The following is a 24,016-nucleotide window of genomic DNA, read 5'->3' on the forward strand; positions in this document are numbered from 1 at the left end:
TTGATCGTGATGCAGGACAAAGCCCGCGCGATAAAGGACAGCCGCGCGCGCGATAAAGGACGAACATGCAGGCCCTGCCGCTTCCCATCCTCAGCTTCATCCTGTCCGCCGCCGCCTGCGTGATGGTCTGGCGGCTGGAGGTCGGCAGCGCGTTGGCCCGCGCGCTGTTCACCACCGTCTTCGCCCTGATCGCCGCCACGACGCTTCTGACGGGCATCCGCTTCGGCTACGGGGTAGAGGGTTTCGCGCCGATCCAGCGGATCATCCCGCTCTTCATCGGGCCACTGATCTACCTTGGCTTTCTCAGCTATAGCCGCCCGCCTGCGCAGATGCGCCGCCCCATCGCGTTGCACCTTTCGTTCTGGGCCGTCATCGCTGTGCTGCCGCAGGTCATCCCCAGCGTGCGCGTCGCCTATGACGCGGCCATCGGGGCCAGCTATCTGATCGCTGGCGTCGGACTTCTGCTGTTGTGGCGGCGCGGCGCAGACGCGCTCGCCCTCGCGCCACTGCACCTGACCCGCGGCCTGCGGGTCTGGATGCTGGTAGCCGCCGCCATGCTTCTGGTGATGCTGGTCTTTGACGCGGCCATCGCCGTCAGCTTTGCCACCGGCCAGCGCGACGATGCGCTGACCCTGATCTCGGCGGGCTCTGTCGTCACCGCCCTTGGCCTTCTGGCCGCGATCATCAGCTTCTCCAACCGCCGCGCGCCTTCGTCCGCGCCCGCCCTGCCCGCCAGCCCCACCGGCGAAGCGGCAGAGCTGGAACAGCGCACCGCCGCCCTGCTGAGTGAGACGCAGCTGTTCCTCGACACCGATCTGACGCTCGACCGCCTCGCCAAACGCCTCCACGTACCCGCCCGCGCCTTGTCCGAGGCGATCAACCAGACCCAGGGTATCAACGTCTCGCAATATGTGAACGGCTTCCGCCTGACCCATGCGGCCCACCTGCTGGAGACGACGGAGCTACCCGTCACCCAAGTGACCGAGCAATCGGGCTTCCTCACCCGCTCTAACTTCTACCGCGAGTTTGAACGGGTCTTCGCCATGTCCCCAACCGCCTACCGCCGCAGCAAACGGCCCTAATCCGCCACCCATTCAAAGGCATCGCCCTTGGCGCGGATGCGACCAATCGACGGCAGTTGAAAATGCGTCCCCAGAACCCGCGCGCCACTCCCCGCCACAGTCTCCAGCAGATGCCTGCGGGACGTCACGGCGGTTTCCGCATCGGCGTCGTAGATGAAATGCCATTCGGGATTCTGGCACTGCGGCGTCACATGCAGCGCGTCCCCGGTGATCACCGCCTCTTTGCCCTGGGACCTGATCCGCACGCTGACGTGGCCCGGGGTATGGCCCGGCGTCGGGATCAGATCGATCAGATCGCCCAGGGTGTGATCCACCGTCACCTCCTCCGCCTGCCCCGCCTCGATCACCGGCAAAATGCTTTCCACATAGGACGGATGCGGGTCGTCCAGGGCCTCATACATCGCGATATCCGCGCCGGGCATCAGGTAGCGCGCATTGGGAAAGGTCGGCACCCAGCGCCCGTCCAGCTTCTGCGTATTCCAGCCGATGTGATCGACATGCAGGTGCGTACACATGACGTAATCGACGTCCTCTGGCGTGATCCCGGCCGCACTCAGCGCGGCCATGAAGCGCCCGTCTTCGCGCATGTGCCAATTCGGGAAGCTCGCCGTCTTGTGGTTGCCCACGCAGGCATCGACCAGCACGACGGCATCGGGCGTCTTCAGCAGGAACCCCTGCACCGGCAGGATCACCCGGCCCGTGCCCGCCTCGATCACGCCGGGATCCAGCGCCTCGATCACCTCCGCCACATCCGTGCCCGCGTTGGGAAACAGCGTCGTGGCCTCGCGGAACGGGCCGTTCATCTCCAGAATGCGCCAGACTTCAACGTCTCCGATCTTGCACAGCATCCACATTCTCCTTCACGAATGCCCCCAGGCTACAGCGGATTGACCCGGTGACAAGGGATCGCCTTCCCCCCGCGCGCGCCCTATAATCCGCCGCGCCACCCTAACCACAAGGACCCACCGCCCATGTCGCTTCATCCCCTCACGTTGGGCGCCCTTGTCGCCGATGCCGCCGCCATGGGCCTGCACTGGATCTACGACCAGCGCCACATCGCCCTCGTCGCCCCGCATGAGCCCGTGTTCTTCCATCCCTCTCCCGCCAATTACGACAACACCCAAGGCTACTACGCTCACCCCCACCGCACCTCCGGTGACCAATCCCAATACGGAGAGCAGGTGCTCGTCATGCACCGCGCGCTCGAAAACGGCGGCCTCAAGAACGGCACCTACTACCCCGCCGCCTACGCCCGCGCCTTCCACGCCCATTTCGGCTATGGCGGCGCCTACGTCGGCTACATCGACCGCGCCACCCGCGACAGCCTCAACAACGCCATCGGGGTCGAGGATCTGACCCAGGCCAAAGGCTCGGACGACGTGCAACTGCCCGCCATCGCCAAGCTGCCCCCCCTTGTCGCGGCCCTCCTGGAGGCCGAAGACGACGCGTTCTTCAAAGCGGTCGACGCCGCCGTCGCCGTCACCAACGACAACGACATCTCACGCGAATACGGCCGCATCTCCGCCGCGATGATGCGCGCCGCCGCCCGCGGTGCCTCGGCAGCAGAGGCCGTCGCCGCAGGCCGCGCCCACGCCAGCCCAGAGGCCGCCGCCCTCATCGACGAGGCCGCGACGATGGCAACCCAAACCCACAACAACGCCGCCGCCGCCCACTTCGGCATGGCCTGCCACCTGACCTCCGGCATCCCGGTGGCCGTGCACAACATCCTGCTGTCCCAAACCTACCCCGAAGCCATCCGCCGCAACATCTACGCCGGCGGCGACACCTGCGGCCGCGCCATCCTCATTGGAGCAGTCATGGGCGCACTGCACGGCGAGGGCAGCGAGACGGGAATCCCGAAGGTTTGGGTGGGATATCTGACTGAAGATCTGGACTGAGTTTCCTTTTCAGCTGTTCAGGTTAACCGCGAGCAAGGCACGGCGCACGCTGAGACCATGCAATACTGGCACAAGATTGGATGAGATGCAGACTGCAAGGCTTCCCAAGGCCAGTGGCATGAGCAGCATGTCGTGCCGCTAAAAGAAGTGGCGCCAATCCGAGCACTCAAAGCGCCTGAACGACTGTAACTTTCAAGCGTTCTTCAGATCTTGCGAAGTCGTGCAGTTACCGTTGCCATGCAGGCCCTTCACCCCGTCTAGGCCGCGCGCGGCCTTAGGATGGCGGAGCACCAAAGTGCCAATAGCATCCATCCTCAACACTCAGATTGTAGGTGGTCTCGCCATTACTCTTTGCGATCAGCCACTTGTCCTCATGCCACGCGTAGACGGTGTACAGCGTTTCTCTGGATGCTTCGACTGGAATAAGCCGCCATTGCGCGCCAGAGTTCCCGGCTTCGATGCCGCCCACCGTGAGGGAAGGGATGTTAAATCCGCCGTAGACGACAGCGACATACTGCTTGTCCCCCCCATTTCCCTCAACATCATAATAGAGCCGCACCTCCCCACCATCAGTCCAAAGAAAGACGGTCTGGTCGACCGGGTTGCCCTCCTGCTTGGCCATGAACGGCACGGCCATGTTTCCAGAATAGCTCATAAACTGCCGATCAGACCCAGACATCGAGAAACTGGAGTTGAGCATGGCCGTTGGCGTTACGGTGGCGCTGACCAGGTATTGTGCAATGCTGGGGACCAAGTCCTTCAGCATCTGGTTTTGCAGATCCAGTGCATTGGTCAGGTTCTCCAATGCGATCTTAATCTGTGCCTTAACATGTTCGGGATCGCTTGCCTTGCTGCCCGTGGCCTTCATGGACAGATAGCCGTTGACGATCATCATCGTGCCATTGATCTGAAGCGCAAACAGCCGCGTCATGTACGCGTTGGAAGCATAATAAAGATCCTGAACGACATAGCTTCCCGTCGGATTGTCGCGAATGTAGTCTACAAACTTCGAGACGTATTGACCGATGACCGTGTCACTGGGAACCGGTTTGTCCGATGGTGAGAACGGCTGATTTCCAAGGATTGCTCGCCCGAAAGTCTTCAATGTGTCGGGCATTTTTTTGCAGATTTCTTCGTATTGTGCTTCCAGGCCCTTGGGATCGTTCGCGTTCTGCTTAAGATCGACGACCTTGTTGGTGATGTAATTCCAACTGTCCCAACCCTCGATATTGCTGGTGGAAAACTGAATCTCTGCCTCGATATCCGCCAACAATCCCACGATTTCTTCTTCCAAGGCGATGATCTGTGCATTCTGGTCGTCGCCGCCGGAGAAGCCCAATGCGCTGAAGAGCGCATCAACAATCTCGTCCTCGGCCTTATCGATCACCTTTTCGAGGATATCGGTCAGGATTTTCTCCGGAGCAATAATATCGTCAAGTGAGTTGGAATCCGCCATTGTTTTATCCCCTCCGCATAATTCGCTATATCATTAACGAAAATCTGCCGCCTTACGTCACGTAAGTCCAGAAGACTCGCGCACCTGCCAGAATATGCTTCGGTGCTTCTTTGGCATCAGGGTAACAAAAAGACCCCGCCGTCCCCGGCAGGGCCTCTTTTCCATCACAGCGCGCTCAGTCTGCCGCCGTTGCCTCGATCTCGAACATCAAGCCCGGGATTGCCAGCCGTTGGACGCCCAGCAACGTCATCGGTGGCGCGCTTTGTTTGGGGCCGAACCGCATGCCCATCAGGTCAAAGTTCTGCAGCGCCGCGTCCACGTCCGTGGCGTAGACGCCCAGCCGCGTGATGTTGCTCAGGTCCATGCCCGCACCCGCCAAGACGGCCTCCAGGTTGTCCAGCGCCAGGGCGATCTGCGCCCTCATGTCGTCCGGGTGCTGGGGGGCGCCGGTCTCGTCCACGGCGGTTTGACCCGCGACGGTGACCTGGCGCTTGGCGCCGGTGATGACCTCGGCCTGGTTGTATCCCAGCTTCAAAGACCAGTCCCAGGGGTTAACAGCTTTGCGTTCCATCGTTTCAACTCCTTGTTTTCATGTTGCTGAAATCGGTATAGATCTTATTGGTGCCAAAAAATGGCACTATTAATGCTAAGGTGGCAAAATGAATGTCAGAACCAGACAGGACGCCATCGTCCGCAGCCTTCGCCGCAACGGAACCAGCACCGTTGATCTTCTAGCCGATGAAGTCGGCGCGTCCCGCCGGACCGTGCTGCGCGATATCTGCGCGCTGCGCGATGAGGGGTTCGTGATCCATTCCGACGTCGGGCGCGGCGGTGGCCTACAGCTTGATCCGCAGTCGATGCAAACCACTGCGCGGCTCTCGGTGGCGGAGGTCTTTGCCCTGCTGATCTCCGTCGCTGCCGTCCGCGCCGCCGGCAATCTGCCCTTTGCAGAGCTCGCCGATGCGGGCCTCGCCAAGATCGAGCGCGCCCTGCCGTCCGACAAGGTGCGCGACCTGCGCGCCTTCCTCGATTGTCTGCACATCGGCCAGCTGTCGCCGCTGCAAGACCTTTCGGATCTGGGCACCATGGACGCAGAGCTGCTGCCCGCGTTTGAGGCCGCCTTTCTGGGGCGGCATCTGCTGCGTTTTGATTACCGCGACGCCAAGGGCCGCGTGACGCGCCGAGAGGTTGAGCCGCAGGCGATGCTGATCCTGCAGCCGCTCTGGTATCTGGTCGCCTGGGACCCCGCGCGGGACGACTTCCGGCATTTCCGCATGGACCGCATCAGCGCGCCGTCAGGCGTGGAAGGCACCCGGTTCCGCCGCCGCCATGTGCCGTTCGAGGAGGACGTCTGCCCCTACAGCCAGCTGGTTACGTGACGGTGCACGCGCGGTGGAAAAAGGGTTAATCGAAGGTTAACAGAATCCAGTTTTTGTTTTTTGTCAGTGGTTTAGATCCCTGCTCAAGCTTGAGCACCCTTGATCACACCGTCCCGCGACGAAAAAAGGCCCCGCCGTTTCCAGCGGGGCCTTCTTCAAATCTCAGCCGACAGGATCAGTCGTCCTGCTTCAGCGCCGCGCCCAGGATATCGCCCAGCGATGCACCCGAGTCGGACGAGCCGAACTGTTCCACGGCCTCTTTCTCCTCCGCGATCTCCCGCGCCTTGATCGACAGGCCCAGACGACGCGATTTCGCGTCGATGTTGGTGACACGGACGTCCAGCTTGTCGCCCACGCCGAAACGCTCAGGACGCTGCTCGGAACGGTCACGCGACAGGTCAGAGCGGCGGATGAAGGACTTCATGCCCTCGTAGTCCACCTCGATGCCGCCATCCTCAATCGCCGTCACTTCCACGGTGATGATCGAGCCGCGCTTCACGCCTTCGATGGTCTCGCCGAAGGGATCGCCGTCAACTGCCTTGATGGACAGGCTGATACGCTCCTTGTCGGTGTCGACCTCGGTGACGACGGCCTTCACGATGTCGCCCTTGCGGAACTCACCGATGATGTCCTCGCCCCGGCCTTCCCAGGTCAGGTCGGACAGGTGCACCATGCCGTCGATCTCGCCTTCAAGACCCACGAACAGACCGAATTCGGTGATGTTCTTGACTTCACCCTCGACCTGCGTGCCCTCGGGGTGGCTCTCGGCGAACACTTCCCATGGGTTGCGCATGGTCTGCTTGAGGCCAAGGGAGACGCGACGCTTCACGGTGTCGATCTCCAGCACCATCACTTCGACCTCTTGCGAGGTGGAAACGATCTTGCCCGGATGCACGTTCTTCTTCGTCCAGGACATCTCGGACACGTGGACCAGACCCTCAACACCGGCTTCCAGCTCAACAAACGCACCGTAATCGGTGATGTTTGTCACGCGGCCCGTGTGGACAGTGTCCAGAGCGTATTTGGCGGCCACGGCATCCCACGGATCTTCCTGCAGCTGCTTCATGCCAAGGCTGATACGGTGCGTCTCTTTGTTGACCTTGATCACCTGCACCTTGACGGTCTCGCCAATGGTCAGGATCTCTTTAGGGTCGTTGACGCGGCGCCAGGCCATGTCGGTGACGTGCAGCAGGCCGTCCACACCGCCCAGGTCGACGAATGCGCCGTACTCGGTGATGTTCTTGACCACGCCGTCCACAACGTCGCCCTCGTTCAGCTTGCCGATCACCTCGGCGCGCTGCTCGGCACGGGACTCTTCCAGGATCGCGCGGCGCGAGACAACGATGTTGCCACGGCGACGGTCCATCTTCAGGATCTGGAACGGCTGCTTGAGACCCATCAGCGGGCCCGCATCGCGCACGGGGCGCACATCCACCTGAGAGCCGGGCAAAAACGCAACCGCGCCGCCAAGATCCACGGTGAAGCCACCCTTCACACGGCCAAAGATCGCGCCTTCGACACGCTCTTCCGCGGCATAGGCCTTTTCCAGACGATCCCAGGCGGCCTCACGGCGGGCCATCTCGTGCGACAGCACGGCCTCGCCCCGAGCGTTCTCGACGTTGCGCAGGTAGACTTCCACCTGATCGCCAACGGCAATCGAGGGCGCCTCACCGGGATTCGCGAATTCTTTAAGTTCGACACGGCCTTCCATTTTGTAGCCGACGTCGATGATGGCTTGGCCCGCTTCAATCGCGATGACCTTGCCCATGACCACCGAGCCTTCGTCCGGCGTGTCAATTTCGAAGCTTTCGTTCAGGAGGGCTTCGAATTCCTCCATCGATGCTGTTGCCATGTGGCGTCTGTTTCCTATCAATTTGATGCTGGCCGCGCGGTTGTCTCCGCCGGTCTTGATTTGTTTTGCGCTACCGCCCTTCGGGCTACTTGAGCGCGGTTGTTCCGTCCATTCTTCCACGACAATGACCCGAAAACGAAAGAAGGCGGGACGTATCCCACCTGCCTGTACCTTCGCCCCCGATTTATACATCGCCTTGGACAGGCGCGCGTATAGCTGGGGTTTGCCTTATGTGCAAGGCCCGCCCTGCAATCCCGTAGGGTGGGTGAAACCCACCGCTCCGCCCTCCCCACTAAGCCGGTCCATCGCCGTCACGCCGGGGTGGCGATCCAACACCATTCACCTCACTTTATGCCAGCCAAGGAAGCGCGCCGCCCCTTCGTCGCACCCAACTTCAACAAATCGCCGCCCCGAGGGGGCGTGACGGCGATGGACCGGCGGCCTACGGCCTTGATTCCGGTCCGGGTGCAAATCAACGGTATCATTTGCGATTGGTTTATCGCTCCCCTACCCTCTTCCTAACGCCTCCTCAGACCCAAGGCATCCAATGCGAACATCATTTTTCAAGGCTCACGTCGCAGACTCGGTCCTTGGGCGGACAGGAACAACGATGGACTGGCCCAGATCGCTACCCGAATACGATTTTCCGGGCTGGGGCAATTTTATGAACCAGCCTCCCAGGGATTGGGCTTGGCAAGATGTTCTCAAGGCAGGCTCAACGCTCATCGCCCGAAACGCCGTAAAGCCGTTCGCGCTGTTCTTTGAAAGCAACTGCAATTTGATCTTGATGTCCGAGGATCTGTTTCAATCCGTCCCCGATTGGTCCGACACTTTGGAAGATGTTGTCACAGGCGAAATCTCATTCGGTAAACGGACCAAACCCTACCGGTTCGCCTGCCTCGTCTCCAACGACATCCTGACTGCCCCACCGCTCTCCCCCAACAGCAAGTTTGCCATTGTTGACAATAGCAAACTTCACATCCACGGCACGCAATTGATGCGTGGCCAAGAGACGACGGTCCAATTTCCGGAACCCTTTGCATCAGGTCTCACCTTCGCAAGTTACGATGACTTTCTAGAGACCGAGCGTTCCGAGACAATGAGCCTGAAATGGTTGCTTCCCACGCACCTCGACCTTCGCACTGAACGCAGGCCTTTGCTGTTCTCTTTAAGCGTCGATTTATATGCGCAGAACGATCTGGCCGGCGTGATCCAGGAACAGAAAACGCCCGGAATTGGCTTTCCATTTCCGCCGGTCACCGTCGATCTTATGGGCGGGCATACGGGACCCCCAATCTGAGAAGCCGATCCCACCCGCTGAAAGTCTCCCGCGACTGGCAGTCCACTCCAAATTGACCTCCGACACTCCCGGGGATGAAAACTCTTGTCGGGTCGCTTACCCGCTAACCGTTTTGACAACGTGCTCAGCCGCACTCACTAAAGGCCCGCGTACCGTTAGGCTCCCCCAATGCCCCCACCAGCGCCCCGATGAACGTCACCACCGGATCGCCGGAATGGTCGGACTGGCGCGCGTCAATCTCCACGACGACCTCTCCTGCGTCGCGCAATTGCCCGGCCCAGCGTTCGCGAAAGAACGTCTTTCCCCGCCCGAACCCGGCCTCGATGGAGATCACCTTTGGCCCCTCCATCGACTGCACCAGCTTGGTAAACGTCGCGCCGAGGGTCTCGAACCCCAGGTGGTCATCCTTGAATGTCTTCTCGGCCACAGCGCGCCTCGCGTGTCGTCTGAATGGCCGTTGAACGTAGCGAGCCTCCGGCTCCGAAAGCAAGCGCACTTGCCCGCGGACCCACGGTCAAGTGCTTAACAAAACGTTAAGGAAAAACTGAATATGTAAATATATCAATGTCTTAACATAGGTGCTCAAGCTTGAGCATTCACCTAAGATTTGTGCACCGCCCTAGCCCCGCACGCGTAAACCGGCGCGGGTCTTGCATCGGGTCCCACTTAAGACCCCGACGGACCGATCATGCCGACCCGAAAACGGAGACTTGCATATTTCCAGATGAGATCGCGAAAAAATCTGGTACGTTTTGCTCATTGATGACCTTCGCGCCCTAATTCCTGAGACCGCCAATTGCCCTCTAAGGAACAAAACCCCGCATAGGCACCCCTTGCCTTAAGAAAGCCCCAGCCCATTCCAGATCTCCTGCCTTTTCAAACCTCTCAATCGGAGCCCTCTTGAAACAAGCCATCGTCATATTGCACGGCATGGGCGAACAGATCCCGATGCAAACGCTCAACGCCTTCGTGAAGTCCGTTTGGACCACTGATAGCAGCCTCGTTGACCCCGCGCGGCCCGACCCGGATACCGGCGGGCGGCGAACGGGCAATGCGTCCTGGGCCAAGCCGGATCAGCGCAACAGCTCGACCGAGCTCAGGCGGATCACGACGGAGGCGGACAGCGCCGGCAATTATACGGATTTCTACGAGTATTACTGGGCTCATATGATGCAGGGCACCACGTGGGAGCATGTGACCACCTGGATCCGCGATCTGCTGCTGCGCGACCCGCGCACGCAGGTGCCGCGACGGATTTTCCACGCCTGGGTGGTGCTCTGGATCATCGCTCTGGTCGTCCTTGCGGTCTGGATCTGGGGCCTGTGGCCAAGGCCTGCGGAAACCCGGCCCTGGGTCATCATCGGCGCCGCCGTCTTCGGCCTCGCGGTCTCGGCCTTCGTGTCGAATGTGCTGATCAAACGCTTCGGCGACGTGGCCCGCTACGTGAAGGCCTGGCCGCCCAATGTGGCGAAGCGCCATATCATCCGACAGACCGGCGTCGACCTGTTGGATCGTTTGATCCAGTCCAAGGAGTACGACAGGATCGTCGTCGTCGCCCATTCGCTTGGCACAATCGTGGCCTATGACATCCTCGCCATGCTGTTCGCCAAGTACAACACTGTGCTCAAGGACGGCACACCGTCCGAGATGCCCCAACCCGAGCGGAACCGGCTGGAGGAGATGATCCGCGAGGCCGAGGCCAGCGGCGGTGCGCTGGACCTCGATGCCTACCAGGCCCAACAGGCGCTGGCGTTGGAGGAGGCCAAGGATCAGGGCGCCAAGTGGAACGTCAGTGATTTCATCACCCTCGGCTCGCCCCTGACCCATGCGGAGTTTCTGATGGCCGAAAGCCACGACGACCTGCGTGCGCGCCAAGCCCGGCGGTTGCTGCCGACCTGCCCGCCGACCCTGGAATTCGACGGCACGACCCAGCTGTCGCATTTCACCTACGCCCGCCACAAAGGCCGCGTGCCGCTGGACCGCCGCGTGCCGCATCACGCGGCCCTTTTCGCCTACACCCGCTGGACCAACCTCTATTCCGAGGAGAAGGGGTTATTGACCGGCGATCTGGTGTCCGGCCCGGTCGCGGAGGTCTTTGGGCTGAATTCAGGAGTGACGGGCATTAGGGACATCGCGGTCCTGCCCAAGCTGGAAGACGGCGCCGTGGCGAAGGGGCACAAGCGGAGCTTCTTTTCGCACAACAACTATTGGAAGCTCCACGAGGGTACCGAGACGGGCCCGGTCGACACCCCGCATCACATCGCAGAGCTGCGCAAAGCTCTGCAGATCTTGCAATAGGAGGCGACGGCCATGCGCTTCATCAACCGCAGCACCATGCAACCGCCCGAGATCCTGTTCAGCAAACGGGCAGAGGAATCACGGGGTGAGGTCGAGGCCTTTATCAGCGAGGCCGGGATGAAGGGCGAGACGCGACGCCTGCCAGACAACAGTTGGCTGGATGAGGATGACGCCTTCAGGGGCGAGATGGAGAAGAATTTCCAAGGGATCTGTGCTTATTGCGAGGAGGGGACCACCAATAGAACGATCAAAAGCAAGCCGTCCTACCTCGGCAGGACCGACGCGGTCATTGGCCGCCACCGCCCGGAAGCGTTGGCTCAGGATGAGGAAGGTCATACCGCTTTCCTGGCATATGCTTGGCTTTCCAGTGACTGGGAAAATCTGCTTTGGATCTGTCCAACTTGCAAACGGAATAAGGGCAATCGGTTCTACGTCGAAGGCCCGCGCGGGGAGGTTTTCGCGGGGATAGAGGATCTTCGGCGGACCGAGCAGGAATTGCTGATTGATCCCTGCTTTCATGATCCTAGGGATCATCTGTCGTTTCGTCTGGACGGATCCGTGAATTGGACAAGCTCTGCGGGGCACGCAACTGTTGAAGTGCTGGACCTGAACCGCGAGCAGCTAATCAATGGGCGGAAAGCGGCCATCTTCGGATTGGCGGTCAGCCTTGAGGCAAAAAACGCGCAAGCCTTCGTTTCAGACGGCGCGCCCGCGTACTTGTGCGCACGCGGCGCTAATCTTGGCCCCGATCCCCATTGCGGCGCGGCCACGCAAGCTGTGCTGTCCTTTGCGAATTACCGCGGCATGGAGGTGGATACGGCTGAGAGCTTCCTTAAACTGCTCTACGGTTTACCCGGCGACGACTTCCGCGCATTCCTTGGTGACATGGCCGCGCAGTTCGAAACCGTGGCAGCACAAGAACAACCGGTCATTCATGCGGACTTCGAGGCGCTGGCCCAACCCAAACCCACCCGCATACCCGACGTCCAGACCCTCCCCAACGCCCTGCGCCCAATCACGCGCGTGGAAATCTCCAACTTCAAGGCCCTGCGCACGATCTCTTTCGATCTGCCGGAAACCGTCGAAGACCCCGAGCAATCGCCCTGCATGTTGCTGCTGGGGGAGAATGCGACGGGCAAATCATCGGTGCTAGAGGCGATGGCGCTGGCCATTATCGGTGTCAAGGAAACCGCCGCGCTCGACGCGCTGGTTGATGACACGACGATCACACCCAACGGTCTGATCCACCGGCCTGATCCGTCGGAATGGTCCGAAACGATGGATGCCGTTCGGGTCAACCTGTCGTTCCTCGATGCACATACCCCCGTCACCCTCCACGGCCCCGCCGAGGCGACTGCGTTTGAGGGCAATGAGACCTGCGCCAAGGTCATCCTCGGGTACGGTCCGCGTCGGTTTTTCACCTCTCGCAAGTCCCGCCGCCTGCGGGCGCCTGCGCATCGGGTCAAATCCATGTTCGACCCGCTCGATGTGATCGCCAACCCGATCCACTGGCTGTCCACCCTGCCCGACCCGCAGTTCTACGCCGCCGCGCGTGCGTTGCGCGAGATCCTGATGCTCGACCGGGACGATGATTTTGAGCGGGAAGACGACCCCGATGAGCCTCGCATCTACATCCGCCAGGGCGGACAGCGGGTGGCGATGAAGGACCTCTCCGTTGGGTTCAAATCCATCATCGCCATGACCTGCGATATCATTCGCGAGATGCTGTACCATTTCGACAACCTCGAATTTGCCAGCGCGGTCGTTTTCATCGACGAGATCGAGACCCACCTGCATCCGCGTTGGAAAATGCAGATCATGACGCTTCTGCGCCGGGCCTTCCCCAAGATCCAGTTCATCGTGACGACCCATGATCCGCTGTGCCTGCGGGGCATGTATGACGGTGAGGTTTTCGTGCTTCACCGCGCGGGCGAGACGGATCTTGTGGAGCGGGTCGAAGATCTGCCCTCGATCCGGGGCATGCGGGCCGAACAGATCCTGACGTCGGAGTTCTTTGGCCTGGGCTCGACCGACCCCGAGACCGACGCGCGCCTGATCCGCTTCAACCGCCTTGCGGCGCGGATCGAAGACCTGTCGCCCTCTGAACATGACGAGATGCAGAGCCTCAGCGCGGAACTTGACGATGGTTTGGTGATCGGCACGACGTTGCGCGAACAGGCCTATGCGGAGGCGCTGAAAGACAAGGCCAAAAGCCGCACCGTTGCGCCGACGAAAGCGCCATCGCCGCGGCGGGCAGAGTTGAAGTCTGAGTTTGCGAACCTCTTCGCGCGGCGAGATGACGGATGATCAAGGTCGAGCGTACCCCCTGCCCCCCGTCCCTTGACCCCGCCGACCCCAACGCGGCGGGCCCGCGCGAATTGCGCCGTGTGGCCGAGATGATCGAACGGGGCGAAACCGTGGGCAGCGACGAGTTTCAGGCCTACCGCGACCGCGATGTGCGCGAAGCCCTGCGCGAGATGTTCAAAGGCAAATGCGCTTACTGCGAAAGCAAGATCGCCGGAAGCCAGGACACCGATATCGAGCATTACCGCCCCAAGAGGGGCGTGTCAGAGGCCAAGAAGGCCGGTGTCGATCACCCGGGTTACTGGTGGTTGGCGATGGTGTGGGAGAACCTGGTGTTGTCGTGCCAGCACTGCAATCAGGTCCGATCCTCGCTGGTGATCATCCCCGACGATGTGAAAACCCAGGCCGAACTGGTCGCGTTTCTGCAGGACCCGCCGCTGAGCCGGGCAGGCAAACTCAATGCCTTCCCGACCGAAGGCGATATCTGGATTACGGACGCCGGCGGCGATCTGGCGGATGAGGTGCCCCTGATCCTGAACCCGGTGGACGTGGACCCGGAGCCGCACCTGGATTGGGTGTTGTTCCAAGGCGCCGCGACCGTGCGGGCCAAGAACGAAAGCCCGGCGGGGGAGGCGACGCGCACCATCCTTGGCCTCAACCGCCGCTGGCTGGAAGAGGACCGGCGCATTCATCTTCTGGAGATGCGCGAAGACCGCAACGACATCATCCAAGCGATTAATAATTGGCTGGAAACCGAAGACCCGGTGGACCAGCAGCGCTGGAAAGACTTCGCCGATCGCGCGATTGAGCGGCTGTGGCGTCGGACAGGCGGTGGCCAGCCTTTCTCGGGCATGGCCAAGGCGTTTCTGACGCTCGTTCAGCGGGAAGTCGAAGACATGATGGTGCCCCAGGGCTGAGCGCCGCACCAAGCCTTCCGGTTCCGCGCGGCGCTACGTCTCAGCGCGCGCATGGCCCGTCCGAGCGGCCCTCGCAGGCCGCTTCCAGAACCGGCGCGAGCCAATCCGTGGCCACGATCCGCTCGGCGATCAACGCCGCGCCGGAGAGTGTCCAATGGCCGTAATCGTAAAGCGTCTTGCCGCCACCCGGCAGGCGCAGGGTGCACACCTGCGCCTCGTTGGAACACAGCAGCGCGCGGCGCGACAGGTAGTGAACGCCGCGCGCCTCTGCGATCTGGCGGAGCGATTGGTTCAACGGATCAACGCGGGGGTTTTGGGCCTGAAATGCGATTGAATTTATGGCGTCCATGGGCCCCAACTCGGCTCCGCCGCGCGCGATGTAGTCGAACAGGGGCACCTGCCCGGGCGTCTCGAATTCCGCCGTATTCCCAACCAGAACCACGGTCTTGCCCGCGTCCAACAGGTCATCAATCAGCGCGTTCATCGCCGCGTCCAACCCCTGATCGTTGTAGCGGGAGGCGATCATGACCACATCCGCCGCTGCGAAATTGGGCGTGGCCAGCATCTCGGCGCGCTGGAAGTCAGGGAAGAGGGTCAACATTCCGAAGCGCGCGACCTCAATCTGAGGGATCTGTTCCGCCACGATATCCATGGCGTTGAACATGTCGCGGGAATGGGAATTGCCGATCACCAGAATATTGAGGGCGGAGGGGTCTTCAAACCACAGCCTCTGGATCTCATCATCGGACGGGCGGCGCGCATTGGGCCCGCGTGCGCCCTCGGTCTGCTCTGCCAAAGCGTTAAGCCGGTCCCAGGTTTGGGCGTCGAGAACCTCATTGTCGTAGAAGTCCCCGCCGTAGATCTCGCTCAGTTGCGCGGCCCGGTGGGCGCTTAGGACCTCGGTCCGTGTGCCCAGAAAAAACACCGAAGTTACCGCGATCAACCCGCCGCAAAGGCTCAGCATGACAATACGTTGGTCGAGTTTGTGCCGGAACGGGCGCTCCACCACGTAGTACCCCGCCACGGACAGAAACAGCGTCAGGATCAGCCAAACCGCCATGTCCGCCGCACCGACGACCTCTACCGTCGACAGCCTGCCGTAGGCGAAGACCGGGAAGTGCCAGAGGTAGAGGGAGTAAGACAGCCGCCCGATGAAAACGAATGGCCCGGTGGACAGCACCCGTGTCGTGACCTCCAGGCCGCCCGCGCTCCACAGGATCGCGACGGTTGCAAGGACCACGGGCGCTGTGACCAGCCCGGGATGCGCGACGGCGTCGAGATCGATCACCACCATGCTTATGACCAGCACCGCTACGCCCAGTTTGGGCAGGACCATGCGCAGGATCGGGGGTGGAGAGGCCCGTTGTGGGAAATGCGTCAAAGCCAGCGCCAGCAATGCGCCCGCCAGCATTTCCCACGCACGGCTGAGCGGAGAGTAGAAGGACATCGGCTGCAGGAAGGCAGTCGTCCGCTCTGCCGCCACGAGGGACGCAATCAATAGCACGACCAGCACCACGGCAGCCATGACAGGCCAGCGGGAAGGCTTGATGAGCAGCAAGACAAGGGGGAAGACGAGGTAGAACTGCTCTTCAATCGCGAGGCTCCAGGTGTGCAGCAATGGCTGTAGCAGGCCGACTGGGGCGCCGTAGCTTTCCAGCTCGAAGAACCAGTAGCCGTTGCTGACAAACAGAAGCGCCGCCATGGCAGACTCGGTCAGGCGGGCCATCTCGGTCGGTGTGAGGATGAAGATGCCTGCAATGACAGAGGCGAAGATCACGAGAAACAGCGCCGGCAGGATGCGGCGCGCGCGGCGGATGTAGAAGTTCGACAGGCTGAAGCGGCCTGTGCGGGTCATCTCTTCAAGGATGATCTTGGTGATCAGGAAGCCCGAGAGAACGAAGAAAACATCGACGCCCAGGAAGCCGCCCGGCAGCACATAGCCGTCACCGAGCGGTATCTTCAGGTGATAGATCACCACTGGCACAACCGCGAGTGTCCGCAAACCGTCGATTTCGCGCCTGTATTCCATGGGGACTGTCTAGGGCGGGGGCGGGCGTGTGGGAATCCTCAACCACGCCCGTGCGGCCAACGGGCGACGGCATGTTGCGCCAAATCCACGAGGGTGCCTAAAGCTCTTCGCCCAACTGTTGCAGGCCCTCGATCAGGCTGCGCGTGTCCCCGCCCTGAAACATGATCGCGCCAGAGGTGTAGGTGTCCCCATAGGTCTGGGCCAAGGTGACGGTCTGTGCCAGGCCCGAGATCAGTTGATCCGTCTGCAGCTCGGCCAGCGGGTGGATGAAGGTGGACCAAAGGCGACCGTGGGCGACGGCATAGCGCGCATCCAAGGCGGTGTCGAAATTGGCCTGCATCAGGCGCATCAGGTCTTCCTCGGAAAGCCCCGCAGAGGAAGAGATCGGCACCAGAACCCGCATCCGATTGGCGCGCGGGTCCACCACGACGGTCACCGGGATACCCGCGATGGTTAGCGTGATGCCCTGCGCCTCGACGGTGGCGTTCTCGTCAATCGCGGTGAGGATCGAGGCCATGCGGGGCAAGGTCATGGGGCCTTCCACTTCCGCTTCTATTTCCGGCGGTGTGACCTGTTGCGCATGGGCGGGGGCCACCACGGCAAGGGTCAGCATAACAAGGGCAAGGGCGCGCAGCATGGGGACCTCCGGCGGCATGGGCTTTGTCCCAGGCTAGCCGCAACCGGGCGCAGGACCTAGAGTGGATTGGATCACCCGCGGTCACGCCTGCGTGGGGGCCTAGACCAGGCGCAGGGTCAGGTAGGAGTTGCGGCCCGCCGTGATCGCATAGTCCGACCGCATCGCGCCATGGGTGTTGAAGACTTCGACGCGAACCGTCTCATCCGCGCGGGCCTCGATCACGATGGGCTGCGCGCGGGTCCAGTCGATCCGGGCCCCGATCACATGTTGGCCGATGGGGATGGTCAGGTGCAGCTCGCTGTTGCGCTTGATCCGACCCATCTCGATGTCATCGACAAGAATACGGTAGGCGCGCAGGTAATCTGCGTATCCGCCGGCGCGGGTCACGATCAGTTGCGCCGTCTCACTCACCCGCGCTTGGCCTCCACGGCTGCAATCGCCACGGCAATCGCGGCCTCGGCGGACATCTCGCTGGTGTCGAGTGTCAGGGCATCTTCGGCAGCGAGCATCGGGGAAGTCGCGCGATCCGTATCACGGGCATCGCGCGCGCGGACGTCTGCCAGGACCTGATCGTAGTCGGCTTCAATGCCCCGGTTCGCAAGCTCATCCATGCGGCGCTTGGCGCGGATCTCGGCACTGGCGGTCACAAACAGCTTCACCTCGGCCCGGGGGCAGATGGTTGTGCCGATATCGCGCCCGTCCAGGACGGCGCCGCCGATGCGGTGGGCGAAGGCGCGCTGAAACTCCAGCAGGGCGGCGCGCACCTCGGGGATCACTGCGACCTTAGAGGCCGCCTGCGCCGCATCAGGGGTGCGCAGCACGTGGGCGTCGGCCAGATCCTCCGGCGTAAGGGCAAGTGCTGCCTCTTCCGCCCGCTCGCCACGCAAAACGCGCGCACCCACGGCGCGGTACAACAGCCCCGTATCGAGGTGTGCGAACCCGAAATGATCCGCTACCGCGCGGCCAATCGTTCCCTTGCCCGCCGCAGCGGGCCCATCAATGGCAACCGTAAATCTCATGGCCGCTTGGTTGTCACAAACACCGCCCCCAGTGCAATCACGGTGACTATCAAAAATCCGTATTTCGCCACGGTTGCCTGGCTGGCGGCCTCGATCATCTGATCGGTGGGCGCGGCGTGCAGCAGGATGGCGGCCACGCGGGCGTTCTCCAGCAAATCCGCCCCGAGGTAGGCGATGGGCAGCACCGCCAAGGCCCCCCAAGGGCCGGGTGCCAGACGGACCAGGAGCCAGCCCAGAAGGGCCGCAAGGCTGATGGGAAAGATCGTATCGAGCATGCGCACGTCGTTCAGGTAGACCTGACGCGCTTCGTCACTGAGGGCCGCAAGATAGGCCTGCCCCTCTGCCGCCGTATAGCCGAAAAACCGCGAGTCGAAGGGTTGCAGGCCGCCCGCGCCGGGGATCAGCTCCACATACCAAAGCCACGCGAGGCCGCTGTAAAGCATGGCGGTCAGCATCGCGAGGCCCTTGATCGCCCGCGCCGCGTTCAAGGGTTGACCTGGGTGGTCAGCACGGGATCGTAGCCGCCGACCTGGGGGACATCGTCGGCAATCGAGTAATAGCTGCCCTTGTCATCACAGAAGATATGGGCGGCCAGTGTCAGCCCCGGATCGCCGTCAAACGTGCCTGCGAAGATGGACATGTTCACCCCCGCCCCGTCCCAGAAAAGGTTCGAGCCACAGATGCCGCAGAACCCGCGCCGCGCTGTCGGCGAGGACACATACCATGTGACCTCCCCCTCGATCTGCAGGTCATCCCGCGCCACGGACGTTGCGGCAACGTGATGGCCCGAGGTCTTGCGGCATTGGGTGCAATGGCAGGCGATCACGGGCCGCAGGGGGCCCGTCGTCGTGTAGGTCACTGCCCCGCACAGGCATGATCCGGTGTGTTTGGTCATAAGCGACGCTCCCGTCTTTCCCTCAGGGTGACCCTGAGAGGCTATGTGGGACGCGTCAAGGAGCGGTGGGATCAGGCGCAGAGGCGACATCCGGGGCGTCTGCAGCCTCCATTTCTTCACGCACCTCACGGCGCAGCGCACGCGATGGCGGGCAGACTTCCTGCATGAAGGTCCACAGGTGACCGGCCAGTTGGTCCTGCTCCATCCCATACAAAATGAACTGACCCTCACGCTTGCGCCAGATCAGCCCCGCCGATTCGAGGATCGACAGATGCTTGGAAACCGCCGGCTTCGACATCTCGAACCGATCCGCGATGGCACCGGCGTGCAGGGGCCTATCCCGCAGATATGCAAGGATTTTTCGGCGCGTGGTCGAGGACAGGGCTTCGAAGACTTTATCAGGGCTTGACATATTTCACCAATTAACTCACCAGTTAAATAGAGATTTCACTTATTAATTAAATGATGAAGGGTGGAGATGCAAGTGATGACCTTGAGACAGACGGATCGTGTAACCCCCCTTCCCGACAGCTCTGCCACCCAGGGCCGCGTGGTCTGGGCGCCTGCGAAATCCTTGTGGTTCAGTGGCATGGCACTGGCAGGCCTTATCGGCGTCGTTTTCTTCCCCTCCTGGGAAGCCGCGGGCGTCACCTTCGCGCTGATGCTTCTGACGCTGTGCCTCGGCCATTCCGTGGGCATGCATCGCCTGCTCATCCATCGCAGTTTCAGCGCGCCCTTGTGGCTGGAACATGTGCTCGTCTACCTCGGGACCCTCGTCGGCATGGCGGGCCCCATCGGCATGTTCCACATCCACGAGATCCGCGATTGGCAACAGCAGCAGCCTGACTGCCATTCCTTCGCCAAGCACGACGTGGGCCTGTGGCGCGACGCCCTCTGGCAGATGCATTGTGAGCAGCGCCTCGACCATCCCCCCGCCCTGCATATCGAGCCGCGCGTGACCGAAGATCGGTTCTACCGCTGGCTGGAGGCCACCTGGCGCTGGCAGCAACTGCCCCTTGCCCTCGCGCTATTCGCGGTGGGTGGCATCGGGTTTGTCCTTTGGGGCATCGGCCTGCGCATCGCTGTGTCCCTGGCGGGACATTGGGTGACGGTTCACTTCGCGCATACCAGCGGCGAGCGCCCGTTCGTCCAGGACGACATCGCCATCGACGGGCGCAACCTGCCGTTCTGGGGCCTCTTCACCTTCGGCGAGGCGTTCCACAACAATCACCACGCCTTTCCCCGGTCGGCCCGGATGGGCCACCACGCGGGCCAGATCGACTCCGGCTGGTGGGTGATCCGCGGGCTCGCAGCCCTGGGGCTGGCCTGGGAAATCCGCACGCCGGACGGCGCGCATTACGCTCAGCCACAAGGAGCCCTGCAATGAGCCTGATCGACACAGACCGCGTCTTCGCGCGCGCCGAGACCTCCGCCACGCAAGGACGCATCCTCTGGTCCCCGGCAAAATCGCTTTGGCTCTTTGCGCATATGGCCGGCGGGGTGGCCGCGCTGACCGTGTTCCCGTCCTGGGGCGGGGTCGCGGCCTTCCTGATCCTGTCTGCGATCACGCTCTGCGCGGGCCATTCCGTCGGCATGCATCGCTTGCTGATCCACCGCAGCTTCACCGCGCCCAAGGGGTTGGAGCGGCTTCTGGTTTGGCTCGGCACACTTGTCGGCATGGCGGGCCCCTTCGGGATGATCCGCGCCCACGACATGCGCGATTGGCACCAAAGGCAGACAGAATGCCCGCCGCACCCCTCCCACGGCGCGGGGCCGCTGCGCGATGCCTGGTGGCAGATGCATTGCGAGTTTCGCCTGACCCACCCGCCCCGGTTTGAGATCGAAGACGAAATCGCCAATGACCCCGTCTACCAATGGATGGAGCGTCACTGGATGGCGCAGCAGCTGATCCCGTCGCTGGTCTTGTTCGTCCTCGGCGGCATCGGTCTGGTCCTGTGGGGCGTGTCCCTGCGTATCGCGGTCTCATTGATCGGCCATTGGGCCGTGGGCCACGCCGCCCACAAGGGCGGTCATCAGGGGTGGGAGGTGCGCGGCCTGCCCGTTCAAGGCTACAACCTGCGCGGCCTTGGGCTTCTCAGCTTCGGGGAGAGCTTCCACGGCAACCACCACGCCTTCCCCCATTCCGCCCAACTAGGCGTGGAACAGGGACAAGTTGACCCCGGTTTCTGGTTCATCCGTGCGCTTGAACGGCTTGGCCTGGCATGGGACATTAAGGGGCCGTCCTCGGAACCCGCTCGCGAGGGCCTTGCCCGATGTGACACCGGGCCCGCGCACCGCCCTGTTGAGGAGCGTTTGATCCATGCAAGCTAAAGACATCCTGCGCGGTGCGCTTCAGGCCTATCTGGCGGGCCTGGCCCTCCATATCCTGGGCCTCGTGGTGCTGACAGGCCTCTGGTCCGAGCCGCAGGCCATCGTGTCCTTCACGTTCGCCTTTGCCGTCGTCGGCGCGGGCGTCGCCATCCTGTTCACGGGCGCCTCCTTCACGCTTCTGGCCCTGCTGAAGTCCCGTGTGCGCAGCTTGCCCTGGTGGTCCGCCCCCCTCACCACCACCACCTTGAGCCTCCTGTGCGTCATGCCGTTTTTCGTGGGCGATCCAGAGTGGTTCATTGGCCTGGCCTACGGCGTCCTTGTCGGCCTGGTCACAAGCCTCGCGTTCTGGCACGGGGCGGTCGGGTGGTCTCGCACGCTCATCTTCGCGGAGCCCGCGGGTTGATCCGCCGCCTCGCCCTTCTCGCCGCCCTTGCGCTGGCCCCGGCACCGTCTACGGCCCAGACCCATTTTGGCTATGTCGGCATCCTCTGCGGGCTGGAGGCGAAGGGAGAGGATTTTGCCGCCGAGGTCGCGCCGTTCACCAACATCGCCCATGTCTGCCCCTCGGGCGATATCGCCACCGATGCCGCGCGTCTGGCCCGCGCCTGGGAACTGGGCATGACCCCGCTCTACCATGTGGAGCCGTTCTTCTTCCGCCGCACGGAGACTTCGCTGCGCCGGTTGCGCAGCTATGACCTGTGGCAGCAGGCCCTCCTTGCGATTGCCCAAAGCGGTGTTCCGACGGAGGCGTTGATCCTTTACGTCGCCGACGAGCCATCGCTGGTGCGGGCCGACACCTGGAACATCTACAACGTCACCCAACGCATCCAGGCCGATTTGCCCGGCGCGCGGACCATGGTGATCGACGCCTACCGCGAGCGGTTCCGTCCCCAAATCGCCTGGGGCGTCGATTACTGGGGGTTCAACCGGTACCTGGTTAGGGACCCGGCGAATGACCCGGTGTTCATGGATTACCTGAGATCCGTCATCAACAACACGCCCAACTACATCGAATTGGTCCTGGTGATGGACAGCACCCACACCGAATACCACGCGGAGGCCGGGATCACCTCCGAGGACATGGCCGAGGTTGCACGCAACTACGCAGCGCTTGCCGCCGCGACGGATCGGGTGGGGATCCTTATGGCCTATGCCTGGCCAAGCGACATCGATGGCACCCGAGAGCGCGGCGCCCGCGATCTGCCCGCCGCCGTGCGCGCCGCCCATGAAGAGATCGGGCGCGCGATCACTGGCCGCTAAGCTTTCGCAAGATCCAAGTGCGCCCCAAGGGTCCGCATCAACGGCTCGAAAATCGGGAAGGACGTAGCGATGGGCCCGGCATCGTCGATGGTGATGCCCTGCTGGCTGGCAAAGCCCGCGCAAAGGAACGACATCGCGATGCGGTGGTCGAGGTGCGTGGCGACCATCGCCCCGCCCTTGATGCCGCCGGGACCGCGCCCGTGGACGATCCACCAATCGGGGCCGTCCTCAACCTCTATCCCGTTTAAGCGCAGCCCGTCCGCCATGGCGGCAATCCGGTCGCTTTCTTTCACCCGCAGCTCCTTCACGCCGCGCATCACCGTTGCGCCCTCGGCATTGGCCGCGACGACGGAGAGGATCGGATATTCGTCAATCATGCTGGCGGCGCGTTCCGGCGGAACCTCGATACCGCGCATGTTGGGCGAGAAGCGCGCGCGCAGGTCGGCGACGGGTTCGCCGCCCTCTTCGCGCGGGTTCTCATAGGTCAGATCCGCGCCCATATCGCGCAGGGTCTCGAACAGGCCCGCACGCGTGGGGTTGAGGCCAATGTTGGGTACCAACACGTCCGATCCTTCGGTGATGAGCGCGGCACAGACGGGGAAGGCCGCCGAGGACGGGTCACGGGGCACGGCAATGGTCTGGGGCCTCAGCTCTGGCTGGCCTTGCAGCGTGATCACCCGGCCCTCGTCTGTCACCTCTGTGCGGATCGTCGCACCAAAGCCTGCCAGCATCCGCTCTGAATGATCGCGCGTGGCTTCGGCCTCGATCACCACGGTTTCACCCGGCGCATTCAGCCCCGCCAAGAGCACCGCAGATTTCACCTGCGCCGAGGGCACGGGCGTCGTGTAGCGGACAGGCATCGGCTCTGCCGCGCCCACCAGCGTCATCGGCAAGCGCCCTTGCGCCCGCCCGTAGGCCTGCGTGCCGAACAAAGCCAGCGGATCCGTCACCCGCGCCATAGGCCGAGAGCGCAACGAGGCGTCTCCGGTAAACGTCACACTGATCGGCGTCGTCGCCATCGCCCCCATCAACAACCGCACCCCGGTGCCCGAGTTGCCGCAATCCAACACGTCCTCAGGCTCCGCAAAGCCGCCTACGCCCACGCCGTGAATGGACCAGGTACCGCCTTCTTCCCGCGTGACCTCTGCCCCGAACGCCCGCATGGCAGAGGCCGTGTCCAAGACATCCTGCCCCTCCAACAAGCCCGTCACCCGGGTCTCCCCCACGGCCATGGCGCCGAAGATCAACGAGCGGTGCGAGATCGATTTGTCGCCCGGCACCTCCGCCGTGCCCTTCAAGGCACCGCCCTTGCGGGCCGTCATCGGTTTGGGGTCGCCGTGTGCAGACATCTACGTAGCC

General features: G+C 62.5%; 25 protein-coding genes. 11 read left to right on the forward strand and 14 right to left on the reverse strand.

Annotation, left to right across the window (positions count from 1 at the left end):
- Positions 1–65: 65 nt before the first annotated feature.
- Positions 66–1,082: a helix-turn-helix transcriptional regulator gene (locus AC6I9R_RS20550; RefSeq protein ID WP_461428274.1), complete on the forward strand. Its 1,017-nt coding sequence runs from the start codon at positions 66–68 to the stop codon at positions 1,080–1,082.
- On the opposite strand, the gene AC6I9R_RS20555 is transcribed toward AC6I9R_RS20550, so the two are convergent.
- Positions 1,079–1,930 carry an MBL fold metallo-hydrolase gene (locus tag AC6I9R_RS20555; protein WP_461428273.1) on the reverse strand — a complete coding sequence of 284 codons (852 nt, stop codon included), beginning with the start codon at positions 1,928–1,930 and terminating at the stop codon, positions 1,079–1,081. The genes AC6I9R_RS20550 and AC6I9R_RS20555 overlap by 4 nt on opposite strands.
- Before the next feature lie 123 nt (positions 1,931–2,053).
- Between AC6I9R_RS20555 and AC6I9R_RS20560 the strand changes: the two genes are divergently transcribed.
- On the forward strand, positions 2,054–2,980 hold the full coding sequence (locus AC6I9R_RS20560; protein ID WP_461428272.1) for an ADP-ribosylglycohydrolase family protein: 927 nt from the start codon (positions 2,054–2,056) through the stop codon (positions 2,978–2,980).
- Between the two features lie 274 nt (positions 2,981–3,254).
- On the opposite strand, the gene AC6I9R_RS20565 is transcribed toward AC6I9R_RS20560, so the two are convergent.
- Together AC6I9R_RS20565 and AC6I9R_RS20570 are read right to left on the reverse strand one after the other, a co-directional pair.
- Positions 3,255–4,436 (reverse strand): hypothetical protein, encoded by a 1,182-nt coding sequence (locus AC6I9R_RS20565; protein WP_461428271.1) that lies wholly within the window; start codon positions 4,434–4,436, stop codon positions 3,255–3,257.
- Positions 4,437–4,611: 175 nt separating this feature from the next.
- The gene (locus tag AC6I9R_RS20570) at positions 4,612–5,007 is read right to left on the reverse strand and encodes a RidA family protein (RefSeq protein WP_461428270.1); all 396 of its coding nucleotides are present in this window, start codon (positions 5,005–5,007) and stop codon (positions 4,612–4,614) included.
- A gap of 88 nt (positions 5,008–5,095) precedes the next feature.
- Between AC6I9R_RS20570 and AC6I9R_RS20575 the strand changes: the two genes are divergently transcribed.
- A complete protein-coding gene (locus AC6I9R_RS20575; RefSeq protein ID WP_461428269.1) occupies positions 5,096–5,815 on the forward strand; it encodes a helix-turn-helix transcriptional regulator in 720 nt (239 codons plus the stop codon).
- A gap of 175 nt (positions 5,816–5,990) precedes the next feature.
- Here AC6I9R_RS20575 and rpsA read toward each other — a convergent pair whose 3' ends face one another.
- Entirely contained in the window at positions 5,991–7,667 is a 1,677-nt protein-coding gene (rpsA, locus tag AC6I9R_RS20580) for a 30S ribosomal protein S1 (protein WP_461428268.1), read from the reverse strand.
- A 664-nt stretch (positions 7,668–8,331) separates the two neighbouring features.
- Between rpsA and AC6I9R_RS20585 the strand changes: the two genes are divergently transcribed.
- Positions 8,332–8,967, forward strand: coding sequence for a hypothetical protein (locus tag AC6I9R_RS20585; RefSeq protein ID WP_497863038.1), 636 nt, complete (start codon positions 8,332–8,334; stop codon positions 8,965–8,967).
- Positions 8,968–9,091: 124 nt separating this feature from the next.
- Here AC6I9R_RS20585 and AC6I9R_RS20590 read toward each other — a convergent pair whose 3' ends face one another.
- Complete coding sequence (locus tag AC6I9R_RS20590) at positions 9,092–9,394, reverse strand: P-loop NTPase fold protein (RefSeq protein WP_461428266.1); 303 nt, start codon at positions 9,392–9,394, stop codon at positions 9,092–9,094.
- 503 nt (positions 9,395–9,897) lie between these two features.
- Between AC6I9R_RS20590 and AC6I9R_RS20595 the strand changes: the two genes are divergently transcribed.
- The gene (locus AC6I9R_RS20595; RefSeq protein ID WP_461428265.1) at positions 9,898–11,265 is read left to right on the forward strand and encodes a hypothetical protein; all 1,368 of its coding nucleotides are present in this window, start codon (positions 9,898–9,900) and stop codon (positions 11,263–11,265) included.
- A gap of 78 nt (positions 11,266–11,343) precedes the next feature.
- Here AC6I9R_RS20595 and AC6I9R_RS20600 read toward each other — a convergent pair whose 3' ends face one another.
- Positions 11,344–11,784: a hypothetical protein gene (locus AC6I9R_RS20600; RefSeq protein ID WP_461428264.1), complete on the reverse strand. Its 441-nt coding sequence runs from the start codon at positions 11,782–11,784 to the stop codon at positions 11,344–11,346.
- A gap of 39 nt (positions 11,785–11,823) precedes the next feature.
- Between AC6I9R_RS20600 and AC6I9R_RS20605 the strand changes: the two genes are divergently transcribed.
- Positions 11,824–13,572: an AAA family ATPase gene (locus tag AC6I9R_RS20605; RefSeq protein WP_461428263.1), complete on the forward strand. Its 1,749-nt coding sequence runs from the start codon at positions 11,824–11,826 to the stop codon at positions 13,570–13,572.
- Positions 13,569–14,486: an HNH endonuclease gene (locus AC6I9R_RS20610; protein WP_461428262.1), complete on the forward strand. Its 918-nt coding sequence runs from the start codon at positions 13,569–13,571 to the stop codon at positions 14,484–14,486. Before AC6I9R_RS20605 ends, AC6I9R_RS20610 begins: the two co-directional genes overlap by 4 nt.
- A gap of 40 nt (positions 14,487–14,526) precedes the next feature.
- On the opposite strand, the gene AC6I9R_RS20615 is transcribed toward AC6I9R_RS20610, so the two are convergent.
- The 7 genes from AC6I9R_RS20615 to AC6I9R_RS20645 all read right to left on the reverse strand — a co-directional run bounded on the left by AC6I9R_RS20615 (position 14,527) and on the right by AC6I9R_RS20645 (position 19,478).
- On the reverse strand, positions 14,527–16,515 hold the full coding sequence (locus tag AC6I9R_RS20615) for an acyltransferase family protein (protein WP_461428261.1): 1,989 nt from the start codon (positions 16,513–16,515) through the stop codon (positions 14,527–14,529).
- Positions 16,516–16,612: 97 nt separating this feature from the next.
- A complete protein-coding gene (locus AC6I9R_RS20620) occupies positions 16,613–17,152 on the reverse strand; it encodes a hypothetical protein (protein ID WP_461428260.1) in 540 nt (179 codons plus the stop codon).
- A 99-nt stretch (positions 17,153–17,251) separates the two neighbouring features.
- Positions 17,252–17,563: a hypothetical protein gene (locus AC6I9R_RS20625; protein WP_461428259.1), complete on the reverse strand. Its 312-nt coding sequence runs from the start codon at positions 17,561–17,563 to the stop codon at positions 17,252–17,254.
- Complete coding sequence (locus AC6I9R_RS20630) at positions 17,560–18,171, reverse strand: (d)CMP kinase (RefSeq protein WP_461428258.1); 612 nt, start codon at positions 18,169–18,171, stop codon at positions 17,560–17,562. The genes AC6I9R_RS20625 and AC6I9R_RS20630 overlap by 4 nt, the downstream gene beginning before the upstream one ends.
- Positions 18,168–18,659, reverse strand: a complete 492-nt coding sequence (locus AC6I9R_RS20635; protein ID WP_461428257.1) for a hypothetical protein — start codon at positions 18,657–18,659, stop codon at positions 18,168–18,170. Before AC6I9R_RS20635 ends, AC6I9R_RS20630 begins: the two co-directional genes overlap by 4 nt.
- Entirely contained in the window at positions 18,656–19,066 is a 411-nt protein-coding gene (locus tag AC6I9R_RS20640) for a GFA family protein (RefSeq protein WP_461428256.1), read from the reverse strand. The genes AC6I9R_RS20635 and AC6I9R_RS20640 overlap by 4 nt, the downstream gene beginning before the upstream one ends.
- Before the next feature lie 55 nt (positions 19,067–19,121).
- The gene (locus AC6I9R_RS20645) at positions 19,122–19,478 is read right to left on the reverse strand and encodes a metalloregulator ArsR/SmtB family transcription factor (protein WP_461428255.1); all 357 of its coding nucleotides are present in this window, start codon (positions 19,476–19,478) and stop codon (positions 19,122–19,124) included.
- A gap of 75 nt (positions 19,479–19,553) precedes the next feature.
- Here AC6I9R_RS20645 and AC6I9R_RS20650 point away from each other — a divergent pair, with 75 nt between their 5' ends.
- From AC6I9R_RS20650 to AC6I9R_RS20665, 4 genes are read left to right on the forward strand one after another with little or no spacing between them, the layout of a single operon-like run.
- On the forward strand, positions 19,554–20,453 hold the full coding sequence (locus AC6I9R_RS20650) for an acyl-CoA desaturase (protein ID WP_461428254.1): 900 nt from the start codon (positions 19,554–19,556) through the stop codon (positions 20,451–20,453).
- Positions 20,450–21,397 (forward strand): acyl-CoA desaturase, encoded by a 948-nt coding sequence (locus tag AC6I9R_RS20655; protein ID WP_461428253.1) that lies wholly within the window; start codon positions 20,450–20,452, stop codon positions 21,395–21,397. The genes AC6I9R_RS20650 and AC6I9R_RS20655 overlap by 4 nt, the downstream gene beginning before the upstream one ends.
- On the forward strand, positions 21,387–21,800 hold the full coding sequence (locus AC6I9R_RS20660) for a hypothetical protein (protein WP_461428252.1): 414 nt from the start codon (positions 21,387–21,389) through the stop codon (positions 21,798–21,800). The genes AC6I9R_RS20655 and AC6I9R_RS20660 overlap by 11 nt, the downstream gene beginning before the upstream one ends.
- Positions 21,797–22,657, forward strand: coding sequence for a hypothetical protein (locus AC6I9R_RS20665; protein ID WP_461428251.1), 861 nt, complete (start codon positions 21,797–21,799; stop codon positions 22,655–22,657). Before AC6I9R_RS20660 ends, AC6I9R_RS20665 begins: the two co-directional genes overlap by 4 nt.
- Here AC6I9R_RS20665 and aroA read toward each other — a convergent pair.
- Complete coding sequence (gene aroA / locus AC6I9R_RS20670; RefSeq protein WP_461428250.1) at positions 22,654–24,006, reverse strand: 3-phosphoshikimate 1-carboxyvinyltransferase; 1,353 nt, start codon at positions 24,004–24,006, stop codon at positions 22,654–22,656. The genes AC6I9R_RS20665 and aroA overlap by 4 nt on opposite strands.
- Positions 24,007–24,016: the final 10 nt, after the last annotated feature.

It is taken from the genome of Gymnodinialimonas sp., from assembly GCF_059726805.1.